The 21,450-nt window shown below is 69.7% G+C and carries 15 protein-coding genes; 9 read left to right on the plus strand and 6 right to left on the minus strand.

Going from position 1 to position 21,450, the window contains the following annotated elements:
- The first annotated feature begins 195 nt into the window (after window positions 1-195).
- Window positions 196-2,928 (plus strand): TonB-dependent receptor, encoded by a 2,733-nt coding sequence (locus NR798_RS22780; protein ID WP_375773586.1) that lies wholly within the window; start codon window positions 196-198, stop codon window positions 2,926-2,928.
- Window positions 2,929-3,024: 96 nt separating this feature from the next.
- Here the strand turns inward: NR798_RS22780 and valS are convergent, their stop codons facing one another.
- Complete coding sequence (gene valS / locus NR798_RS22785) at window positions 3,025-5,706, minus strand: valine--tRNA ligase (RefSeq protein ID WP_375773587.1); 2,682 nt, start codon at window positions 5,704-5,706, stop codon at window positions 3,025-3,027.
- Between the two features lie 69 nt (window positions 5,707-5,775).
- Window positions 5,776-7,392 carry a hypothetical protein gene (locus tag NR798_RS22790; RefSeq protein WP_375773588.1) on the minus strand — a complete coding sequence of 539 codons (1,617 nt, stop codon included), beginning with the start codon at window positions 7,390-7,392 and terminating at the stop codon, window positions 5,776-5,778.
- An 89-nt stretch (window positions 7,393-7,481) separates the two neighbouring features.
- On the opposite strand from NR798_RS22790, the gene NR798_RS22795 reads away from it, so the two are divergent.
- The 4 genes from NR798_RS22795 (at window position 7,482) to NR798_RS22810 (ending at window position 12,644) form a co-directional block, all read left to right on the plus strand.
- Entirely contained in the window at window positions 7,482-9,518 is a 2,037-nt protein-coding gene (locus NR798_RS22795) for a PAS domain-containing protein (RefSeq protein WP_375773589.1), read from the plus strand.
- 152 nt (window positions 9,519-9,670) lie between these two features.
- On the plus strand, window positions 9,671-10,150 hold the full coding sequence (locus NR798_RS22800; RefSeq protein ID WP_375773590.1) for a hypothetical protein: 480 nt from the start codon (window positions 9,671-9,673) through the stop codon (window positions 10,148-10,150).
- A gap of 15 nt (window positions 10,151-10,165) precedes the next feature.
- Window positions 10,166-11,875 (plus strand): type IV pilus twitching motility protein PilT, encoded by a 1,710-nt coding sequence (locus tag NR798_RS22805; RefSeq protein ID WP_375773591.1) that lies wholly within the window; start codon window positions 10,166-10,168, stop codon window positions 11,873-11,875.
- Between the two features lie 13 nt (window positions 11,876-11,888).
- Window positions 11,889-12,644 carry a hypothetical protein gene (locus NR798_RS22810; RefSeq protein ID WP_375773592.1) on the plus strand — a complete coding sequence of 252 codons (756 nt, stop codon included), beginning with the start codon at window positions 11,889-11,891 and terminating at the stop codon, window positions 12,642-12,644.
- Here NR798_RS22810 and NR798_RS22815 read toward each other — a convergent pair whose 3' ends face one another.
- Window positions 12,645-13,934 carry a hypothetical protein gene (locus NR798_RS22815; RefSeq protein ID WP_375773593.1) on the minus strand — a complete coding sequence of 430 codons (1,290 nt, stop codon included), beginning with the start codon at window positions 13,932-13,934 and terminating at the stop codon, window positions 12,645-12,647.
- Between the two features lie 71 nt (window positions 13,935-14,005).
- Complete coding sequence (locus NR798_RS22820; protein WP_375773594.1) at window positions 14,006-14,578, minus strand: DUF5655 domain-containing protein; 573 nt, start codon at window positions 14,576-14,578, stop codon at window positions 14,006-14,008.
- 131 nt (window positions 14,579-14,709) lie between these two features.
- Between NR798_RS22820 and NR798_RS22825 the strand changes: the two genes are divergently transcribed.
- Complete coding sequence (locus NR798_RS22825; RefSeq protein WP_375773595.1) at window positions 14,710-15,237, plus strand: GNAT family N-acetyltransferase; 528 nt, start codon at window positions 14,710-14,712, stop codon at window positions 15,235-15,237.
- A 38-nt stretch (window positions 15,238-15,275) separates the two neighbouring features.
- On the opposite strand, the gene NR798_RS22830 is transcribed toward NR798_RS22825, so the two are convergent.
- Window positions 15,276-17,186 (minus strand): collagen-like protein, encoded by a 1,911-nt coding sequence (locus NR798_RS22830; protein ID WP_375773596.1) that lies wholly within the window; start codon window positions 17,184-17,186, stop codon window positions 15,276-15,278.
- A gap of 354 nt (window positions 17,187-17,540) precedes the next feature.
- On the opposite strand from NR798_RS22830, the gene NR798_RS22835 reads away from it, so the two are divergent.
- Window positions 17,541-18,068 carry a phage tail protein gene (locus tag NR798_RS22835; RefSeq protein WP_375773597.1) on the plus strand — a complete coding sequence of 176 codons (528 nt, stop codon included), beginning with the start codon at window positions 17,541-17,543 and terminating at the stop codon, window positions 18,066-18,068.
- Between the two features lie 54 nt (window positions 18,069-18,122).
- On the opposite strand, the gene NR798_RS22840 is transcribed toward NR798_RS22835, so the two are convergent.
- The gene (locus NR798_RS22840) at window positions 18,123-19,655 is read right to left on the minus strand and encodes an MFS transporter (RefSeq protein ID WP_375773598.1); all 1,533 of its coding nucleotides are present in this window, start codon (window positions 19,653-19,655) and stop codon (window positions 18,123-18,125) included.
- A 198-nt stretch (window positions 19,656-19,853) separates the two neighbouring features.
- Here NR798_RS22840 and NR798_RS22845 point away from each other — a divergent pair, with 198 nt between their 5' ends.
- Both NR798_RS22845 and NR798_RS22850 read left to right on the plus strand, forming a co-directional pair.
- Window positions 19,854-20,858, plus strand: a complete 1,005-nt coding sequence (locus NR798_RS22845; protein ID WP_375773599.1) for a polyprenyl synthetase family protein — start codon at window positions 19,854-19,856, stop codon at window positions 20,856-20,858.
- A complete protein-coding gene (locus tag NR798_RS22850; RefSeq protein ID WP_375773600.1) occupies window positions 20,855-21,433 on the plus strand; it encodes a GbsR/MarR family transcriptional regulator in 579 nt (192 codons plus the stop codon). The genes NR798_RS22845 and NR798_RS22850 overlap by 4 nt, the downstream gene beginning before the upstream one ends.
- The last annotated feature ends 17 nt before the right edge of the window (window positions 21,434-21,450 follow it).

Here is a 21,450-nt window from a genome sequence, read left to right on the forward strand (position 1 = left end):
CAGAGAGGGATCAGCGTGCCCTGTTCTTCCCCTGTCTGCTAGCTTCGCGCGCCACTCTGGAGCGCGGCCTTGGGGGGACGTCCGCTCCTCTGAACAGGAGGCAATCCGTTGATCATGTCGAGCAGGTGGGAAGGCGTTCCCCGAGCAGTGCGGAGCACTCGAGGCGCGGTGAGGCAGCAAGTGATTGTTCTGTGTATGACAATCACTCTCGTGCTGGTTCCCGGGCAGGCGGCGCGGGCCCAGGAGCCCGCCGCCGGGACGGTACCGGCGCAGCCCCAGGCCCAGACGGCGCCGGCCCAGGGCGGGATGGTGCAGGGTCAGGTCACCGCGGCCTACGGAGACCCGCTGTGGGGTGTCACCGTGGCGGTGCGGGGCACGAAGCAGAGTGTCCAGACCGACATGAAGGGCAACTACACGCTCACGGGCCTGGCTCCCGGTGAGCGCACCCTGGAGGTGAGGGGTGAGGGCTTCATGAGCCAGAGCCGCAAGGTGACGGTGAGCGCGGACGCGCCGGTCCAGGCCAACTTCGCGCTCGAGCTGGACCTGCTGGCGGTGGAGGAGATCGTCGTGACGGCGCAGACGCCGGACCGGAAGATCCGCTCCAGCACGGCCATCTCCACCCTCAACGAGGAGGAGATCAAGGCCCGCATGCCGCGCAACACCGCGGACCTGATGCGGATCGTCCCCGGCTTCTACGTGGAGAGCTCGGGCGGTGAGGTCGGCGGCAACCTGTTCGTCCGCGGCCTCCCGGCGGATGGCTCCTACCGCTACGTGGCGCTGATGGAGGACGGCATGCCCGTCTTCGACTCCACGGAGCTCTTCTTCGTCAACAACGACATCTTCTTCCGCGTGGACGAGAACATCGAGCGCATGGAGGCCGTGCGTGGTGGCACCTCGGCCCTCTACGGCAGCAACGCGCCCGGTGGCGTCGTCAACTTCATCAACAAGACGGGCGGCGACAAGATGGCCGGAACGGTCCGCGCCTCCACCGCCACGGCGGGGCTGTACCGGCTCGACGGCAACATCAACGGCCCCATCGGAGATGACTGGCGCTTCTCCGTCGGCGGGTTCTACCGCTTCGACAACGGCGTGCGGTACCCGGGCTTCCCGGCGTCCACCGGCGGCCAGTTCAAGGGCAGCCTCATGCGCACCTTCCACTCGGACAAGGTGGACGGGCACGCGCGCGTGACGTTCAAGTACCTCAACGACCGGAACACCTTCTACCTCCCGCTGCCCCTGCGCGGCCGCTTCGGGAGCGACGGCCGGCTGACGGGCTATGACTTCGTGGAAGGCTTCCCGACGGATGGCACGCTGACCTCGCCCGAGGGCGTGAACGCGCAGGTGCCGCTGCCTCGCGGCGCGGGCCTGCTCAACCTCCCGCTGGACAACGGCCAGCAGCAGATTGGCGGCTCCGCCATGGCCGAGCTCCGCCTCTACTTCCCCGAGGGCCGCTTCGAGGTGCAGAACAACCTCCGGGCCATGCAGATGGATCACAGCTGGAACGCGATGCTCCCGTTCGAGCTGCGGGACGCGGACGCGTGGGCCCGGTCCGTCGTGGGCGAGGGCACGCCCTACCGGCTCACCTGTACCAACCTGCCGGGCTCCCCGGAGTTCGGCACCGGCGGGTGCACCTCGGGCAACAACCTCGTGAACCTGGGCGGCCAGTGGCTGGTCAACAAGCCCATGAGCAACGTGTCCAACCAGCTCCGGTTCATCAAGTACGGCTCGCTGGGCCCCACCGAGCACACGCTCTCCGGTGGCCTCTACCTCGGCCACTACACGGCGGACAACCGCTGGTACTTCAACGACATCGTCACCAACGTGCGCAGCCGCCCGAACTTCCTGGATCTGCAGGTGCTCGATGGCTCCGGCGCCGTGGTGCGCAGCGTCACCCAGAATGGCTTCCGCCGCTACCTGAGCAACTACACCAACGGCACGGGCCAGGCGACCATCGCGGCCGCCTTCCTCGGGGACGAGGTGAAGATCGGCGAGAAGCTCCGCATCGACCTGGCCGGCCGTGTCGAGCGCAACTCGTTCCATCAGAACGTGGAGCGGACGGCTTCGTTCGACCTGGGAGATCCCACCACCAACGCGGATGACAACGCGCTGTTCGGCACGGGCAAGTTCCAGCAGGTGAACGTGGCCCTCACCGACTGGGCGCTCTCGGGCGGCGTGAACTACGCCCTCTCGGACCTGGCCTCGGTCTATGTCCGCAGCAGCCGCGGTTACAAGATGCCGCTGCTCGACCAGTACCTCACCGCCACGGATCCGACTGATCAGGCGTTCCCGCGGACGCCGGAGACGCTGTGGCAGAACGAGGCGGGCATCAAGCTGGGCGCGAGCTGGTACGCCCTGGCGGCCGTGGCCTACTGGATGCAGGTCGAGAACTTCCCCAGCCAGGACGCCCGGGTGGATCCGGTGACGGGGGACACGCGCTTCGTCACCGTGTACGCGGGCAAGGCGCGGACGCTCGGCCTGGAGCTGGAGGCCGCGGTGCAGCCGGTCAAGTGGTTCCGCGGGCAGGGCATGCTGACGCTGCAGGACCCGCGCTACACGGAGTTCAACGAGGGTGAGAACGACTTCTCCGGCAACCGCATCCGCCGCATCCCCCAGATCATCGGCGATCTGACGGGTACCTTCATGTACGGCAACGCCAGCCTCGGCATCAACTGGAGCTACGTTGGGCACCGGTTCTCGAACAACGCCAACACGGTGGACCTGCCCGGCTTCGGCCAGTTCAACGTCCGGGCCGGCTACACGTACGAGAACTTCACCCTGGACCTGTCGCTCTTCAACGCGCTCAACAGCATCGGCCTCACCGAAGGCAACCCGCGCGTGGACGAGTCGATCGGCGCCGTGCCGGACATCTTCCTGGCCCGACCGGTGCTCCCGCGCCGCCTCATGCTGTCGCTGACCGCGCGCCTGTAATGGCCGTCAGCAGTACCCGGTAAAACAACGAGCCCGGCGATCCCCATGGGGCCGCCGGGCTCGTTTCATCTCAGGGCTTCCGCCCGGTGCTTCCGCTCAGGACTCGGAGGGCTCCGGGGCCTTCTCCTTCTCGGCGGCCGGGGCCAGCTCGAAGTCGAGGATCTCGAAGGCGCCATCGGCGAGGTCCGCCTTCTCCACCAGCTCCACGCCCTGGCTGCGGGTGGCGGACAGCACGTCCTCTCGCACCGGCCCGAAGCCGGCGAGGGTGGCCGCGTTCGCCGCGAGCTTCATGCGGGTGACGGCCCGGCCCACGCCCGCGCCCGACTCGCTCTTGCGCTTGTTGATGGCCTGCTGCGCGGCCTCGGCGATCGTGAAGGAGGCCGGGTTGGCTGGCTTCTCGATGCCCGCGAAGGTGCGCGCGTCGGGCCAGCGGGCGCGGTGGATGCTCTTGCGGCCCGTGTCCTCCGCGAACGCCCAGCCCCACACCTCCTCGGTGATGTAGGGCAGCACGGGCGCGAACAGCCGCAGCAGCACGTTGAGCCCCAGCCGCAGCGCCGCCACCGCCGAGCCGCGCGCCTCCTCACCCCCGGAGGACTCGCCACGCGCACGCGCCTTCACCAGCTCCAGGTACGTGTCCGTGAAGCTCGCCCAGAAGAAGCTCTCCGTGTTGGCGAGCGCTGGGGCGAACTCGAACTCCTTGTAGGACGCCGTCGCGGCCTCCACCACGTCCGCCAGCTTCGCCACGAAGGCCCGGTCCAGCTCATGGGTGATGGGGTGCTCCTGCGCCGTCTGGCTCAGCACGTACTTGCCGGCGTTGAAGAGCTTCGTCACCAGCCGCTTGCCGACCTTGAACACCTTCTCGTCGAAGGCCGTGTCCGTGCCCAGGCGCGCCGAGGCCGCCCAGTAGCGCACCGCGTCCGCGCCGTAGTTCTCCAGCAGGTGCATGGGCGTGATGACGTTGCCCTTGCTCTTGGACATCTTCTTGCGGTCGGGGTCGAGGATCCACCCGGAGATGAGCACGTGCTTCCAGGGGATGGAGTTCTCGTGAAGCATCGCCTTGGCGATGGTGTAGAAGGCCCACGTCCGGATGATCTCGTGGCTCTGCGGGCGGATGTCCGCGGGGAACAGCTTGCGGTGGCGCTCCGGATCCAGCTCCCAGCCCGAGGCGATCTGCGGAGTCAGCGAGCTGGTGAACCAGGTGTCGAACACGTCCGACTCGGCGGTGAAGCCGTTGGGCTGGTCGCGCTGGCCCGCCTCGTACCCTGGGGGCACGTCCACCGTGGGATCCACCGGCAGGCTCTCGCGCGGGGCGATGATGGGCTCGTCGTGGAGGGGGTTGCCGTGCGCGTCCAGCGGGTACCACACGGGGAACTGCACGCCGAAGTACCGCTGGCGGCTGATGCACCAGTCCAGCTGCAGGTTCTCCGTCCAGTTGCGGAAGCGCGAGCCCATGTGCTCCGGGTGCCACTTCACCCGATCGCCGAAGCGCAGCAACTGCTCCTTCTTGTCCATCAGCCGCACGAACCACTGGCGCGTGGAGATGAACTCGAGCGGCTGGTCTCCCTTCTCGAAGAACTTCACCTCGCGCTGGATGGGCTTGGGCTCGCCCTGCAGCGGCACGCCCATGCCGGGCTTGGAGGCGCCGTCCTCGCGCCGCAGCAGCTCCACCATGGCCGTGCGGGCCTGCTTCACACTCTTGCCCAGCAGGCCCGCGTAGAAGCCCTGCGCGGCCGGGGCGTCCAGGCTCTCCCAGCCCTGTTCGCCGAAGGTGACGGCCATCAGCCGCCCGTTGCGGCCGATGATCTGCCGCAGCGGCAGCTTCTGCTGGCGCCACCAGAGCACGTCCGTGGCGTCACCGAAGGTGCACACCATGAGGATGCCGGTGCCCTTGGTGGGGTCCGCCAGCTCGCTGGGGAAGATGGGCACCGGGACGCGGAAGAGCGGGGTGATGGCGCGCTTGCCGAAGAGGCCCTTGTAGCGCTCGTCGTCCGGGTGCGCGGTGACGCCCACGCAGGCGGCCAGCAACTCCGGCCGCGTGGTGGCGATGGTGAAGCGCGCGTCAGAGCCCTCCACGCCGAACTCGATGTCATGGAACGCGCCCGCCTGGGGCCTGTCCTCCACCTCGGCCTGGGCCACGGCCGTCTGGAAGTCCACGTCCCACATGGTGGGGGCCTTCACCGAGTAGGCGTGGCCCTTCTCATGGAGGTCCAGGAAGGACAGCTGCGCCAGCTTGCGGCTGTCGTCGTCGATGGTGGCGTACTCCTCGTTCCAGTCCACCGACAGGCCGATGCGCCGGAACAGGCCCTTGAAGACCTGCTCGTCCTGCTGGGTCACCTGGTGGCACAGCTCGATGAAGTTGGGGCGGGAGACGGTGCGCGGCGGCTGCTTGGAGGACTCGGCGGTGGCCTGCTCCAGCTCGAGACCGGGCTCGTGCGGGGTGCGGACGTCCGCGCGGACGTTGAAGTAGTTCTGCACCCGGCGCTCGGTGGGCAGACCGTTGTCGTCCCAGCCCATGGGGTAGAAGATGTTCTTGCCGAGCATCCGCTGGTGCCGGGCGATGACGTCCGTGTGCGTGTAGCTGAAGATGTGGCCCACGTGCAGCGAGCCGGACACCGTCGGCGGCGGGGTGTCCACGACGAACGTCTCCTCGCGGGTGCGCGAGGGATCGAAACGGTAGGTGCCCTCCGACTCCCACCGGGCATCGAGGCGCTTCTCGATGGTCTCGGCTTCGAAGTGCTTGGGGAGGAGCTCAGGGTTGATGGAGCGGAACGTCTTCATGGGGGGCGAACATGCCAAGGAGGCGTGTCCGCTGCCACTGAGATCTCCCGCGGTGCTCCCCCCCGAGGCTCACTCCGCGTTGAGCATGGCCACGGTGAACGCCCGCAGGGCGCTGAAGAGGCGTGCGGAGACCTGCTCGTAGCGCTCCTGGGCCTCCTCCGTGTCGAAGTACTGATCGTTCCACGAGCCCATGCCGCCGAAGACATCCGCCACCGAGCAGGCCAGGAGCCCGCGGAGCTTCTCCTCCGAGGGTTGGAATGGCTCGAAGTCGGAGACGCCACCGGCCTTGCGCCCGAAGACCTCGCCCGCGCGCTCGCTGAAGCCCGCGGCCTTCAGCGCTTCCACGAGGGTCTCCACCTTCTCCGGGGACAGGTCCCCCGTAAGCCGCAACCCGCCGCTCTCGAGCACGTGGCGCGCCAGCTTGAAGGCCTCGAAGAAGGGAGAGTCCTGCTGCTCGGCGAAGGACTGCGCCTCACCCAGGGCCCCGAGGAAGGCCTCCCGGACCTCCGCGGCGGGCGGGGCAGGGGAGTCGAACAGCGGGGGCGCGTCCTCGAGCTCCTGGAACAGATACATCTGGTAGCCCTCGGTGTTGGGCGCCAGGCGCAGCTTCTCCCGCTCCAGGAGGAGCCCCTTGTCCTGCTTCCGATCCTCTGGCGAGGGCCCGATGTGCCGCACGCACCCGCGCAGCGCCTCGGGGATGATGGGCTCGACGCCATGTCCCCGGCAGCACCCCTGCCACTCCGACGTCAGGTTGCCCGTCGGCAGCTCCCGGTGGGCCTCGGGGCTCCCGTCCCGGAGCTTCGCCGCGATGGACTCCGCCGTGTAGGGCGCCTCACCCTCCGCCAGGAGCTGGTTGAGGTTCCGGGCGATCCGCTCCCAGATCTCAAGCGCGAAGGGCTGGGCCTCCACCAGCGCCACGAAGTCCTGGGCCGTCGCCTCGCTCTCCAGGTACAGGCGCTCTTCCGAGGGAATGAACTCGTGCTGCCGGTCCGGGCCGAGCATCTGCCGATCGAAATCGTCGGGATCCGACGTGTGGAAGAACGGGCGGTAGGCCTCGGGGATGTTCTCCACGCCGCCCTCGCGCCGCACGGTGGATTGCAGCGCGCTCATCAGGTCGGTGCCCAGGAAGTCGAGCAGCTCCGCGCCCTCGCGGGAGCACAGGTAGCGCCCCACCTGGGACGCCTCGACGGCGGGCCGGCCATTGAGCTCGTTGGATTCGGTGATGACCCGTGCCCAGGCCTCGAGGACGCGCTCGGCGTTTGGCTGGAGGAGGGCGAGCTCCACCACCTGTGCGGGCGTGATGAGGCTGCGGCGGCTGAAGACGGTCTGGAGCAGGTAGACCGAGGGGACGCCGCGCGCGCGGATCACCAGGGCGAGCGCCTGTGTGCTGGCGAACGCGGCGGCGATGTGATCAGGGAGCCCTTCCGGGGCCAGCGTGCCGAGATCCAGTGCGCGCGCCTCCAGGGGCCCCTGCGTGCCGAGGCCCTCGAGCCAGTCCGTCAGCGGCAGCTCGCGTCCATCCCGTAGGCGGGCACCGAGGGAGTAGGTGTTGGGCTGCGCGAGGCGGCGCAGGGACCAGGACTCACCCAGCAGCGCCTCCAGCCGCGTGAGGATCCCCGGCCATTGCGCCCGCTCCTTTTTCAGGAGCGAGGTCACCCAGGCTACCACCAGGTCGTCGAGCTTCATCCGCGGGTCTCCGTCGAGAATTGTGCCGCGTCTTACACTCTACTTCCTTCATTGACGGATGGCCTGGGCTCGGGTGGCATCGGCCGCTGATGCCAGGAAGCCCCCCGCAACCCGAAGGCCCTCACGACGACACGCTGCTCTTTCGCACCTTCGCGGCGGCGATGCCTCACATCGTGTGGATGTCCACGGCAGGTGCGGAGGCGAGTGACTTCAACCCCGCCTGGCACACCTTCACGGGCCTTGCCATGAGTCTGCCAGGCGCAGCCGCGTGGATGGCCGCGCTGCACCCGGACGACGTGAGCGCGGCGACGGCCGCATGGGACGAAGCCAGTGCCACCGGGGCGCCGTTCGAGCGCGAGCTCCGGCTGCGCCGCGCGGACGGTGCCTATCGCTGGCACCACGTCCGGTGCGTGCCGGTGAAGAATCCGGACGGCACCGTCCGATGGCTGGGCAGCGCCACCGACATCCACGAGCGCAAGACCCAGGAGGAACGCTTCGAGCTCGTCGCCGAGGTGGGCGGCCTCGGGGTCTGGTTCTGCGACCTGCCGCTGGCGACCGTGACGTGCAACGCCATCTACAGGCAGTTGTATGGCCTCCCCGCCGAAGGCCCGGTGACGGTGGAGATGTTGTTCCGCGTGATGCACCCGGACGATCTGCCGCGGGCGAACGAGGCGGTCCGGCGCGCGATCGAGGACCGGGTTCCGTACAGTCTCCACTTCCGGGTGGTGAGCGGCGAGGGCGAAAGGGCCCAGGTGCGGTGGCTTCACGCGACCGGCCGCGTCTTCTACGACGCCCAGGGCCGTCCGCGGCGGTTCGACGGCATCACCCGCGACATCACGGCCCAGTGGCGGCTCGAGGAGTCACTTCGGCAGACGCTGCTCGAAAAGGACGAATCGCTCCAGACCCTGGAGCTGCTCAACGAGACCGGCCAGTCGTTGGCCGCCGAGCTCCAGCTCGAGAAGCTGGTTCAAGGTGCCACCGACGCCGCCACGCGGCTGTCCAAGGCCGCGTTCGGCGCGTTCTTCTACAACGTGCTCAACGATCGCGGGCAGTCGTACATGCTGTACACGCTCTCGGGTGTCCCGAGAGCGGCCTTCGAGAAGTTCCCGATGCCTCGCGCGACCCGGGTCTTCGAGCCCACGTTCAAGGGCGAGGGAATCATCCGCAGCGACGACATCACCCGGGATCCACGCTATGGGCACAACGCCCCGAACAAGGGGATGCCCCAGGGCCACCTGCCGGTGTGCAGCTACCTCGCGGTTCCCGTGAAGTCCCGCTCGGGCGAGGTGATCGGTGGGTTGTTCTTCGGCCACCCCGAGCCGGGCGTCTTCACCGAGCGCGAGGAGAAGCTGGTCGCGGGGCTCGCGGCCCAGGTCGCCGTGGCGATGGACAACGCCCGGCTCTTCCAGCGCGCGCAGGAGGCGATCACCTCGCGGGACACCTTCCTGTCGATTGCCTCGCACGAGCTGCGCACGCCCATCACCTCGATGAAGATGCAGACGCAACACATGCGCAAGCGGATCGCCAGCCATGATCCGTCCGCGTTCTCCCCCGAGCGCGTCACCCGGCTGGTCGAGCAGACCGAGCGCTCCATCGGCAGGCTCAGCCGGCTCGTCGAGGACATGCTCGACATCTCGCGCATCGCCACCGGCCGGTTGAACATGCAGTTCGAGCAGGTGGACCTCAGCACCCTCACGCGCGAGCTGGTCGACCGCTTCGGGCCGCAGCTCAGTGAGGCCGGTCACTCGCTCGAGCTGCACCTCACCCCCGGCCTCGTGGGCAGGTGGGACCGGGACCGGCTCGAGCAGGTGCTGGCCAATCTGCTCACCAACGCCCTCAAGTACGCGCCGGGCGCTCCGCTGAAGGTGACCACGCGGGAGCTCGGCACCTCCGCCATTCTCGAGGTCGAGGATCGCGGTCCGGGCATCGCACCGGAGGATCAACCCCGCGTCTTCGAGCGCTTCGAGCGGCTCGTCACCGCCAGCCAGGTCAGCGGCCTCGGGCTGGGCCTCCACATCGCCAGGCACATCGTCGAGGCGCATGGTGGAACCATCCGGGTGCGCAGCGCCCTTGGCGAAGGGGCGAGCTTCGTCGTCGAGCTCCCCGTCTCGGGACCCTTGGAGTAGACCGAGGGCGGGGAGGAGCCCGGCCGCTCGGCTGCCCTCCTGGTGGCCCACGCCTGTAGAGGGCTGTAGAAACGGGCTTCACCCCCGGTCCGGATTCCTGGGAGAATCGTCGAGTGTGCTAAACAACGCACCTCAGACTGACCCTGCCCCCTATGCTGGAATCCCTCTCCGTACCGAAGCGACGCGTAGCGGCCCAGTTCGTCCTGCCGGGTGGTGCCTCGCGCAACGTGGCCGTGTTCCTCGCCGAAGCCGCCCCCGGACATACCGGCGGTGAGCGGCTGTCGGATCTGCTCAACAACAGTGGCTCGCTGTTCATCCCCGCGGTGGATGCGGACACCGAGGCCATGACGTTCGTGCACTGCGAGAACCTCGCCCTGGCGCGCGTGGCCGCCGAGCTCGAGCCCAACGTCGTCGATCAGTTCACCATCCCCACCGAGCACGAGGTGGAGGTGACGATGATGGACGGCCAGAAGCTGCGCGGGCTCATCACCTACGTGCTGCCCGAGGCGCACTCCCGCCTCACCGACTACCTCAACAACAGCGCGCCCCCGTTCTTCCCCGTGTTGGAGGGGGAGCAGGTCGCCCTGGTCAACAAGCGCCACGTCGCCTACGTGGAAACCCTTCGCCGCTGAATTGCCTGAAAAGCCATGGCTCGCTTCGACGCCTTCATCGAGAAGCTCTACAAGGAAGCCGGTGTCGCCATCATGTTGGAGACCGGCAGCGGCATCAATCTACGGACCGCCGCGGGCAACGTGCCCATGGTCAAGGCGGGGCTCAACTCCCAGCAGATCATCGGCGCGCTCTCGGAGATCCTCCCCGCGGACATGCGGGGCAGCTTCCCCACCGAGGGAGTCTCCACCTTCAACTACGCCGCTCCCGCGGGCGCGGTGCAGGTCAAGGTGCAGAACGTCTCGGGCCACCTGAAGGTGGCGCTGGTGCCCCAGAAGGGCGCCCCGGCCGCCAACGTCGTCGCGGTGCCGCTCCCGGCCCCGGGCCCCGCCGCCCTGGAGCTGCCGCCCGCCTCCGAGGATGACAAGCTGGAGCTGGCCTCCCCGGCGGACATGATGGACCTGGCCGCCCGCGGTGCCGGGGGCGCCTTCACCGCCGGCCCCGGCGCCGCCCCGGCGCGTGCTCCCACCGCGCCGGCCGCCGCCAAGGCCCCCACCGCCGCGCCGGCCGCCGCCAAGGCCCCCGCCGCCGCGCCCACGCCCGCTCCCGCCGCCGAGGTGAAGTCCTCCATCCAGGTGATTCCGGTCAACGACGGGCCGGACTCGGATGCGGCCCAGGCCCTGCATGCGCTGCTCAATCGCATGCTCGACAAGAAGGCCTCGGACCTCCACCTGTCCAGCCAGGTGGTGCCCATGCTGCGCATCGACGGCGACATGGTGGCGCAGGAGGACTACCGGCCCCTCACAAACGATCGCCTCAAGGCGATGCTCTGGACCATCGCTCCGGAGAAGAACAAGAAGCAGTGGGAGGAGACGCGCGACACGGACTTCGCCCACGAGACCGATCGCGCCCGCTTCCGCGTCAACGTCTTCGAGGATCGCAAGGGCATCGGCTCGGTGATGCGGCAGATCCCCACGAAGATCATGTCCGCCGAGGACATGGGGCTCTCCAAGCACATCCTCGACCTGTGCTACCTCAGCAAGGGCCTGGTGCTCGTCACCGGCCCCACCGGCTCCGGCAAGTCCACGACGCTGGCCGCGATGATTGACTACATCAATCGCAATCGCGAGGACCACATCATCACGATCGAGGACCCGATCGAGTTCGTGCACCCCAACAAGAAGTGCCTGGTCAACCAGCGCGAGGTGCACGTCCACACGCACGGCTTCAAGAACGCCCTGCGCGCCGCCCTCCGTGAGGACCCGGACATCGTGCTCGTCGGCGAAATGCGAGACCTCGAGACGATCGCGATCGCCATCGAGACGGCCGAAACGGGCCACCTCGTCTTCGGAACGCTGCACACCAACACGGCGCCCTCGACGGTGGACCGCATCATCGACCAGTTCCCCGCGGACCGGCAGGAGCAGATCCGCATGATGCTCTCCGAGTCCCTCAAGGGCGTCATCTCGCAGATGCTGGTCAAGAAGATCGGCGGAGGCCGCGTGCCCGCGCAGGAAGTGCTCCTGTGCACCAGCTCCGTGGCCAACCTCATCCGCGAGGGCAAGACGTTCCAGATTCCCTCCATCATGCAGACCTCGCGCGGCATCGGCATGCAGACGCTCAACGATGCCCTGCTGGATCTGGTGAAGAAGAAGCTCTGCGAGCCCAACGACGCCTACATCAAGGCCATCGCCAAGGGCGAGTTCAAGCAGATGCTGGAGCGCTCGGGGTTCAAGGTCGATCTGTAAGACCTCCCGGGCCATGGAGGACGAGAAGCCGTCCAACGTCATCGACCTGGCCGAGCGCCGCCCGACGCCGAAGGAGCTGCCCGCCTTCGCGCAGCCCGCGGCGCCGGCCGTGGATCCCCGCCGGGACGAGTTCTGGTCCTTGATGGAGCCCTTCTTCGATGGGCTCCAGATGCTCCAGGCGCAGCTGCTCTCCCGGCTCATCCCTCTGGCCCTCCCCGAACTCGAGCGCTTCCCGCTCTCCACCCTCCGGGAGCACGTGCGCAAGCCGTTCGGGCTGCCGGAGGAGGAGCTGAGGGAGCTGGAGGCGAGGCTCGGGTCGCACCCGGCCCGGGTCCGCAAGGCGAAGTGGCTGGACGCGCGCGGGTACGCCATCGGGTGCGACTCCGTCCTGCGGGGCGTGGAGAGCGCGCGGCCGGGGGAGACCGGCGTCATCCTCGGGAGGGATCTCTTCCTGCTCGAGGATGGGCGCCTGGGGCTCGTCCAGGTGGTGGGCACCTGGGTGTGGAAGATGGGGCTCAGCCACTACGACACCCTCACCACCGTGGGGGACGCGGAGCTCATCGAGCCCGAGCGGGCGGTGAAGGAGTTCCCCTTCCCGAGCCTCCTGGCGAGCCTGCACAGCATCCTGTGGTTCGACAGGGCCAGCAGCCCGGCAGCGCCGGAGCTCGAGGCCCGGCGCAACCGCTTCATGGCGCTGGTGAAGGAGCTGTCCAAGGCCACGGCCGCGTACAACGAGCGGATCCGCCGGGTGGGGCTCGGTCCCGGCTGATCAGTCCAGCGAGGCCTGGTCCGCGAAGAAGACCACGCGCCCGCCGCTGGCCGGGCTGGTGCTGCCGTTGTAGCCCTCGGTGACCGTCCACAGGTTGGTGCCGCTGCCGGTGGCGTGCATGCCCTCGGGCATCCGGGCCCACTGGCCGCTGCCGGACAGGTACGCCGTGCGCGAGGCGCCCGTGGACACCTTGAAGAGGGCGCCGCTGTAGCGCGTCGAGCTCAGCCAGTACGAGGTGGTCGCCGTCGTGGTCATGATGGGGGCCACGCCCTGCACGTTGGGCTCGTTCATGATCCAGGCGCGCTCGGGGGCCACCAGGCCGCTGACCGTCTTGAGGCGGTACGTGGTGGAGTCCACCGGCCAGCGGTAGAGCCGCCCGCCGAGCCCCGGCGTGGAGCCGTCATAGGGGCAGCCCGTGCCGGTGTTGTTGCAGTACTCGCCCGAGAGCAGCACGTCCGTGGTGCCGCGCGAGTCCTTGCCCAGGAAGGAGAACTTGGGGCGGCAGGGGCTGACGATGGTCGAGGGCACCACGTACGCGCTCACCTGGGGCAGCACGTACTTGTAGCCGTAGGCGCACCACTCGGTGCCCACCTTGCCGATCGCCGTCTCGCACGTGGTGCTGGTGCTCACCTCGCGGATTTGCGTGAGGTCGAACACGCGCACGCCGTCCGCGGTGTCGGCCATGTAGAGGTAGTTGCCATACCAGGCCAGGCCGCCGCCGTGCTCGGGGATGGTGGTGAAGTTGCCGGCGCTGGTGGGCCGCACCAGCAGGAGGTGCCGGTAGTTCACCGCGCTCAGGGACATGTCCGAGATGTCCGCCACGGAGACGCGCACGCCCTTGTCCGGGCTGGTGAGCGTGTAGTGCCAGGCGACGATGGCCACGTTGGTGGTGCCGGACACGCCCGCCGTCAGGCCCTGGGGCACCCAGTCCGTGGTGGCCATGTCGCCGTCGTTCCAGCGGAAGCCGCCCTTGTAGCCCACCGCCGCCGGGTGGTTGGTGGAGGTGAGCACCGGGCCCGCGCGGTTCAGATCCCCCAGGATGGCCGGCAGCCCCAGCGCGGGGCCCACGCCCGTCATGTACGAGGCGTAGGTGCTCCACGTGTTCTGGTCCTGCAGCTTGAGGCAGCTCGCGTCATGCGCCGTCAGCGGCGCCCCCTCCGTGAGGGCCTGCTGCCCGGAGCCCGTGGTCTCGTCCCCGGGCTCCTGCTCCAGCGCGGGTCCGCACCCCGCCAGCCCAGCCCCCGTCAGCCACGCCGCGATGAAGAGTCCCCGCGTCTTGTTGAAAGCCATCACGTCCACCTCCCTGGAAATAAGGAAAGGCGTGACTTACCTGAGTTGGCGTGATGGAGACAATGGCTTCGTCAGGCGTTCTCCGCGTAGGCCCGCTTCAGCCAGCGCACCACTTCCGCGTTCACGTCCTTGGGCGACTGCAGCGCGATCCGGTGCGTGATGCGCTCCGACGTCCCTTGCACCTTGCCCGCCTCCAGCTTGCCCTCGGGCTCCGTCTCCCCGAGCGCCAGCCCCAGGTCCACCCGCGTCTTCGTGGACGCGCGGATCACCGCGAACTGGTTCTTGCGGATCAGCGGCACGTACCCCGTGCACGGCTCCACCCGCACGTCCTTGCCCAGCTTCTTCGCCGCCTCGAGCAGCTTCTCGTAGATGGGGCGCAGCTCCTCCTTCGGCCCCGCGTACTGCGCGTCCACCAGCGACTCGGGACTCTTCGCGAAGCTCGGGCCGCCCACCAGCTCGGCGGAGATCATCCCCGCCTGTCCATGCCCCAGCCCGTGCTCCTCCTTCAGCCACTTCCGGGCTTCCTTCGGATCCTTCGGGCCGTGCTTCTTCAGCACCGCCAGCCACTCCTCGAAGGTCTTGCCGGTGTTCTTCTGAAGGTTGCGGATGATGGCTTCGCGCATCTCGCGGGGGGTCTTCGGCATGGCGCTCCTCGAAATCGGGGGCCTCAGCCTGACCCACGCGCGGGCCGTGCGTCCAGCCTGGGGCCCGGAGAGCTCAGCGGCTACAGTCCGGGAGTTGATCCGCGACGCACTTCGCACGGGGTGACACCTTCATGAGCTTCGCACCGCACGTCCGCCCGAGCTTCCGCCCTGTCGCGGCGAGTGACGACGCCTTCCTCTTCGAGCTCTACGTGAGCACCCGTGCCGGGGAGCTGGCGGCCTGGGGCTGGAGCGCGGCGCAGCAGGAGCCCTTCCTGCGCATGCAGTGGCTGGCGCAGAAGCGCGGTTACGAGGGGCGCTACCCCTCCGAGGGCCACTGCATCCTCGAGCACGAGGGCCGGCCCGTGGGCCGTCTCTGGGTGGTTCGCGGCGAGCTGGAGCTGCGTCTGGTGGATGTGACGCTGCTTCCCTCGTCCCGGGGCTCGGGCCTGGGCACCTCGCTGCTGCGCTCGCTCCAGGAGGAGGCCGCGGCGGCCGGCAAGCCCTTGCGGCTCCACGTCATGCGGAACAACCCGGCCCTGCGGCTCTACACGCGGCTGGGATTCACCCCCGTGAGCGGAGCGGAGGTGGAGCCGGCACCGCCGTACTGTGAGCTGCAGTGGTCCGCCCCCGCCGGTGGGCCCGTGCCCGGCGCCGCTTGAGCACCGGGTCCGGGCCCCGCGAGGCCGTCTCCTCCTGCCTACCGCATCAGCAGGTTCTCCGGCTCGGGCACCACCGTCTTGAGCACCTGGCCGGCCTGGCCCGCGGTCGCAGTGACGACGGTGGCGGAGCCGGGGATGAAGCCACCCCCGTTACCCCCGTTGCCGCCGCATGCGCCGCCGCCGCCGGCCGTGGTGATGGACGTGCCCGTGGTCGGCGCGGCGTTGGCTCCGGGGCTACCGCCATTGACCTCGGTGGCTCCCGTGATGGTGGCCGTGGAGGAGGAGAGCAGGTGGATGATGCCGCCACCACCGCCGCCACCACCGCCTTCGCCCGTGCCGCCGTTGCCATTGAACCCGTCTACGCCGTTGCCTCCGTTGGCCCGGATCGTCCCCGCCAGGGTGATGGCGCCCTTGGCCGCGACGATGACGACTCCACCCGCGCCACCGCCGGTGCCGAGAATCGAGACGCCCGCCGTCATGGGATTGGTGCCATTCTGGCCGTTCGCGTTGATGGACGCGCCCGCGAAGATGCGCACGCTGCCCTTGGCGGCGATGATCAGCGCGCCTCCGCCCGCACCGCCGTTGGCGCCGTCACCCGCGTAGAGACGGGCACCCGCTCCGCCTCCCGCCACCTGCGGGCGCAACACCTGGGCGGCCTGGAGCCCGGTGATCGCCTGGCCACCGCTGTAGGTGGAGGCCGGGGTGCGCGCGACTCCCTGGGGAGCCTCGCTATTTCCGGTGTCCTCCACGCCCGGGGCCACCGTGATGCTGCCGGTGCCATTCACGGTGATGTCCCCTGTGGCGCGCAGCAGGGTGCCACTGGGCACGATCAGGTTCCCCGAGATGGTGATGGTGGTGAACTGGGTATTGAGGCCCGCTGGCAGGCTCGCCACGACGGCCGGGTTGGAGAGGTCCAGCGTCTGTCCGACGTTGACGGTGAAGGCGCCCGCCGAGCCATCACCGTAGAGCCCCACCGCGCCCGACGGACCCTGGGGGCCCATGGCACCCGTTGCGCCCGTGGCACCCGTTGCGCCCGTGGCACCCGTTGCGCCCGTGGCACCCGCCGGGCCCGTGGCGCCGGTGGCACCCGTGTCGCCCTTGGAGCCCTGGGCGCCATTGCACACGTAGCGGGTGAGGGCCGCGTCCACCTCGGCCGTGTCCAGCGTGCCGTTGCCATTGGCATCCACGCCAGCCTCGAGCTTGATGCCACCGGTGGCGCAGTTGGCCCCGGCCGCCTCGGCCGCCGTCTTCACCAGGGCCCGGGCACCCGCCGCGCCCGTGGCGCCGGTGGCACCCGTGGCGCCGGTGGCACCCGTGTCACCCTTGGGGCCCTGGGCGCCATTGCACACGTAGCGGGTGAGGGCCGCGTCCACCTCGGCCGTGTCCAGCGTGCTGTTGCCATTGGCGTCCACGCCAGCCTCGAGCTTGATGCCGCCGGTGGCGCAGTTGGCCCCGGCCGCCTCGGCCGCCGTCTTCACCAGGGCCCGGGCACCCGCCGCGCCCGTGGCGCCGGTGTCTCCCTTGTCCCCCTTGGCACCCGCGGCGCCGGTGTCTCCCTTGGTCCCCGGGATGCCTTGGAGTCCCTGGGCGCCGTTGCACACGTAGCGGGTCAGGGTCCAGTCCACCTCGGCTGCGTCCAGCGTGCCGTTGGTGTCGGCATCCACGCCGACCTCGAGCTTGATGCCGCCGGTGGCGCAGTTGGCCCCGGCCGCCTCGGCCGACGTCTTCACCAGCGCGCGCTTTCCTTCCGGACCCGCGGGGCCCATGGGTCCATCGGCGGGGCCGGGCTCGCCCTGGGCTCCCTGGGCGCCGTTGCACACGTAGCGCGTCTGGGTGGCGTCGACCTCACCGTCCTCCAGGGTCCCGTTCCCGTTGGCATCCCGGCCGACCTCGAACTTCGAGCCTCCGGCCACGCACTGTGCCCCCGCCGGCTCGGTCGAGGTCCGCACCAGGGTGGACGGGCCCGCCGTTCCGGGTTGCCCGGCCGGTCCTTCCGGCCCCTGGGGTCCTTGCTCTCCCTGGGCGCCTCCGCTCGTGCAGGCCGAGAGGGCCAGTGCCGCGCAGAGGGACATGGCTCGGAGCCCGGACTTTCCCATTCGGAGCCAGGGGGCGGTTTGCATCATCGTCATCGGCGAGGTCCTTTCGAGAACCTGTTGGCGGTGCAAGCTGTCACCTTAAGTGAAAACGGCTTCCCGCGTTGTGAACTGAATCACACCTCGCGTTCAAGCCTTCTTGACACTGAGTCCTGGTTCTTCGGGAGGAAGCATGGTCTGTTGGCGGCTCAACATTCACGGGGAGCACGCATGTCGGAGCCGTTCATCGGAGAGATTCGGATGTTCACGGGCAACTTCGCGCCTCGGGGCTGGCAGTTCTGTCAGGGCCAGATCCTGTCCATCGCGCAGAACACCGCCCTCTTCTCCATCCTGGGCACCACCTACGGTGGCAACGGGCAGACGACCTTCGCGCTGCCGGATCTGCGCGGCCGGTACCCGATGCAGCCGGGCCAGGGACCGGGACTGTCGCCGCGCACCCTGGGGGAGCAGGGGGGCTCGGAGACGGTCACGCTGATCTCCACCCAGATGCCCGCGCACAACCACGGGCTCATGGCCAGCAACGAGCAGGGCAACAACGAGATGCCCGAGGGCTCCGTGGTGTCGGCCTATCCTCCGGGCACCACGCCGACCACCTACTTCGCCGGCTCGCCCAACACGACGATGAGCCCCGCGGCCATCGGCGCCGCGGGCGGCAGCCAGCCCCACAACAACATGCCGCCCTTCACGTGCGTGAACTTCATCATCGCGCTCCAGGGCATCTACCCCTCGCGCGAGTGAGCCGCCCGTGAGGCAGCCCGGGGTCCTCGAGGGCCCCGGGTCCGTCCTCCGCGCTCAGGACTCCGCGTTGGCGGAGCGGGGCTCGGTGAGCGCCGGAGCCGGGGAGGGCACCCGCGCCGCGCGGGCCTGGAGCCGCGAGCCCACCAGCGACAGCAGCGCCCCCAGCGAGCACACCGGCTTCATGTCCGGCTCGACGATGCGCATGGCCAGGAAGGCCGCCGCCACCCGCGCCACCGAGGACAGCACGAAGAGCACGTGCAGGTTCACCCAGAGGTGGCCCCCGAGGATGAACTCGGTGGGCAGCAGGCTCGCCAAGCCCCCGCCCAGCGCCGAGGCCGCCGCGTAGGCCAGGCCTCCCGCCGTGGAGAACGCCGCCAGGTAGAAGGGCCGGCCCCGGCGCGGCGCCACCGACAGCGGCAGCGCGAAGGCCGCCAGGCCGTGGCCTCCCCAGAGCACCCCCGCCAGCACCACGTCCGCCAGCAGCGGCCAGAGGAACGTGGCCGTCGGGAACAGCCAGATGGCCGGGATGAAGCCGATCCCCAGCGAGCACGCCAGCAGCACCGGCTGCGCCCCCAGCCTGTCGATGAGCCTGCCCCACACCGGCGCGGCCAGCATGCGCATCCCGGCCACCGCCGCCAGGTACAGGGCCATCGTCAGGAAGCTCATCTTCAGGTTCTTCAGCATGTGGAACGAGAAGAAGGGCGCGGAGATCCCCACCGCCGCGTTCCACGCCACCTGGTACACCAGCACCCGGCGCGCCCGCTCGTCCCGCAGCGGCAGCAGCGCCACGCGGAAGTCCAGCTTCGTCTTCTCCTTGTCCGGCGCGGGATCATGCTGGCGCGCCATCAGCGCCGTCGTCACCACGCCCGCCACGCACGCCAGCGCCGCCAGCAGCGGCAGGCCCAGGCCCACGCCCTCGGGCGGACGCAGCTTGTCCATCAGCACGCCCGCCACCAGCGACGTCAGCGTGCCTCCCAGCGTGCACAGCGCCGTGCGTCGGCCGAAGAAGCGTCCCCGGATGGACTCGGGCACCAGCTCGCCCATCCACGCCACCCAGGCGTTGTTTCCAATCACTCCCAGCACCGCCGACACCGCCGCCACTCCCACCAGCAGCCGCTGCTGTCCCTCCAGCTCCAGCGGCAGCCAGGGCAGCACGCACAGCGGCAGCATCACCTGCCGGGACAGGCACACCGCCGTCAGCGCCACCCGCCGGTGCCCGAAGGTGGACGTCAGCCACGCCGCCGGGAACTGCACGAACTGGGCGAAGAAGGGCAGCGCCGTCATCACCCCCACCAGCAAGGGCCCCAGCTTCAGCGCCAGCGCCCACGCGGTGAGCACCGTCGCCCCCGCACACGCGGTGAACACCTCCGCGACGATCCCCTCCGTCACCGAGGCCTTCAGCGAGCCGCGCAGGGCGTGCCGCGCCGCGGTACCCGGGGCGGAGGTGGGAGTGGTACCCACCGGCGGAGCCCCCATCAACGGGGCGGCCGAGCCCGGCAGCGAGTTTCCGGGCCGGAAGAGGGGGACGGCGGTGGCCAGGGCAGCGAAGCTGCGGAGGACGTGACGGCGCAGGACGGCGAGAGACACGCGGACCCTTGAGGCGGTGGAGGCGGAGGCGCTGGAGCGTCCTGGTCTCTCTCATGACGCACCGCACCCACTCAAACCGGCCCCTGACGCCCGGCCGCCCCCCTTCCAGGCCCCGCCGCCTGCCCGTCCATGCAGCAAACAGGTGCAGTTCACGCGGTCTTGAACTATATGAACGGCGCAGAGGGAGAAGAGGGGTACATGGAACTCGCGCGTGAGCTGGCGGACTTTCTGGGGAGCGTGGAGCAGCGGCTGGGCACCATGCTGGCGGACGGGGATGCGGGCCCGGGTGTGAAGGGCGACACGCTGATGGAGGCCGCGCGCCACCTGTGCATCGGCACCGGCGGCAAGCGCGCCCGCCCCATGCTGGTGCGCCTGTTCGGCGGCGCGGTGAACGTGGCCCCCGAGACGCTGGTGGACGTGGCCGTCGCCGCGGAGATGATCCACTCCTCGAGCCTCCTGCACGACGACGTGGTGGACGCCGGCATGTACCGCCGCGCCCGGCCCACGGTGAACGCCCGCTGGGGCAACATCGTCGCCGTCATGAGTGGAGACCTCATCCTCTCCACCGCGCTGCACCGCCTGGCCCACCTGGATCCGCGCCTCACCCAGACGGCCCTCTCCGTGGTGGTGGAGATGTCGCGCGCCGCCATCACCGAGGTGGAGGCCCGCGGCAACCTGGAGCTGCCCCTGGAGCGCCTGCGCTTCATCGCCGAGGGCAAGACGGGCTCGCTCTTCGGCTGGTGCGGCAGCGCCGCCGCCACGCTCGCCGACAAGCCCGAGGCCGCCCAGCGCTTCGATCTCTTCGGCCGCCGCTTCGGCGTGGCCTTCCAGATCGCCGATGACATCCGCGACGTGCTCGGCACCGACCCCGGCAAGCCGCGCTACGCGGACGTGCTCTCGGGCACGCCCTCGCTGCCCATCCTCCTGGCGGTGGCGCGCGATGGCTCGCTGAAGGCCAAGCTCAAGGACGCCTGGGCCTTCACCACCGTCAACCCCGAGCGCACCCGCGCCATCGGCGACGCCATCGAGGCCACCGGCGTCGTCGAGCTGGCCATGGAGCGGATGAACAAGGAGCTGGAGGCGGCCGTGGACGCGCTCGGGCCGTACGCGCAGCAGGGCACGGGCGCGGAGCTGGTGGACTGGGCGCGCAAGCTGTCGGTGGGCATCGCCGCCCAGGCCCAGGAGCGGAGCCGCGCTGCATGAAAGGCTACCTGTGGACGAGTGGTGTCGAAGCGGCCCGGGGGGAGGGCTCCAGCAACGGTCATCTCGCTCCCTGGGAAGCCATCGCCATCGACGCGGTGGGCAACGTCATCGAGTTCTGGGGCTTCAAGCGCAACCAGGGCCGCGTCTGGGCCCTGCTGTTCCTGCGCGGCGAGCCCCTCACCGCCGGGGAGCTCGAGCGCGAGCTGGAGCTGTCCAAGGGCGGGGTGTCCATGCTGCTGCGCGACTTGGAGCGCTGGGGCGTGGTGCGCCGCGTACGTTCACCGCAGGACAGCGCCTGGCGCTACGCGGCGGAGACGGACCTCATCCGCATGGTGTCGCACGTGATTGAAGAGCGGGAGGCGGGGTTCATCGAGCGCATCCGCGCGGACCTGGCCGAGGCGCACCGGCTGGCGGTGGAGACGGGGAACGTTCCCCGCGAACACCTCTCGCGGCTGGAGAAGATGGCCACGCTTGCCGAGCACGTGGAGCGCGCGCTACGGCTGTTCATCAAGACGGCACGCCTGGACGTGGGCGGCATCCTCGGCGCGCTGCGCGAGGACTCGCCCCGGCAGTGAGGCGGCCCGGGAGGCAG

Origin of the sequence: Archangium gephyra (genome assembly GCF_042230915.1) — a bacterium.
GTDB classification, from domain to species: domain Bacteria; phylum Myxococcota; class Myxococcia; order Myxococcales; family Myxococcaceae; genus Archangium; species Archangium gephyra_B.

Excerpts from the sequence above, each read along its gene's own strand:
- NR798_RS22850 (WP_375773600.1), top strand. The coding sequence starts at position 20,855 with ATGAAAGGCTACCTGTGGACGAGTGGTGTCGAAGCGGCCCGGGGGGAG.
- NR798_RS22790 (WP_375773588.1), bottom strand. The coding sequence starts at position 7,392 with ATGAAGCTCGACGACCTGGTGGTAGCCTGGGTGACCTCGCTCCTGAAA.
- NR798_RS22805 (WP_375773591.1), top strand. The coding sequence starts at position 10,166 with ATGGCTCGCTTCGACGCCTTCATCGAGAAGCTCTACAAGGAAGCCGGT.
- NR798_RS22800 (WP_375773590.1), top strand. The coding sequence starts at position 9,671 with ATGCTGGAATCCCTCTCCGTACCGAAGCGACGCGTAGCGGCCCAGTTC.
- NR798_RS22780 (WP_375773586.1), top strand. The coding sequence starts at position 196 with ATGACAATCACTCTCGTGCTGGTTCCCGGGCAGGCGGCGCGGGCCCAG.
- NR798_RS22845 (WP_375773599.1), top strand. The coding sequence starts at position 19,854 with ATGGAACTCGCGCGTGAGCTGGCGGACTTTCTGGGGAGCGTGGAGCAG.
- NR798_RS22810 (WP_375773592.1), top strand. The coding sequence starts at position 11,889 with ATGGAGGACGAGAAGCCGTCCAACGTCATCGACCTGGCCGAGCGCCGC.
- NR798_RS22795 (WP_375773589.1), top strand. The coding sequence starts at position 7,482 with ATGCCAGGAAGCCCCCCGCAACCCGAAGGCCCTCACGACGACACGCTG.
- NR798_RS22820 (WP_375773594.1), bottom strand. The coding sequence starts at position 14,578 with ATGCCGAAGACCCCCCGCGAGATGCGCGAAGCCATCATCCGCAACCTT.
- NR798_RS22825 (WP_375773595.1), top strand. The coding sequence starts at position 14,710 with ATGAGCTTCGCACCGCACGTCCGCCCGAGCTTCCGCCCTGTCGCGGCG.
- NR798_RS22835 (WP_375773597.1), top strand. The coding sequence starts at position 17,541 with ATGTCGGAGCCGTTCATCGGAGAGATTCGGATGTTCACGGGCAACTTC.
- NR798_RS22815 (WP_375773593.1), bottom strand. The coding sequence starts at position 13,934 with ATGGCTTTCAACAAGACGCGGGGACTCTTCATCGCGGCGTGGCTGACG.
- valS (WP_375773587.1), bottom strand. The coding sequence starts at position 5,706 with ATGAAGACGTTCCGCTCCATCAACCCTGAGCTCCTCCCCAAGCACTTC.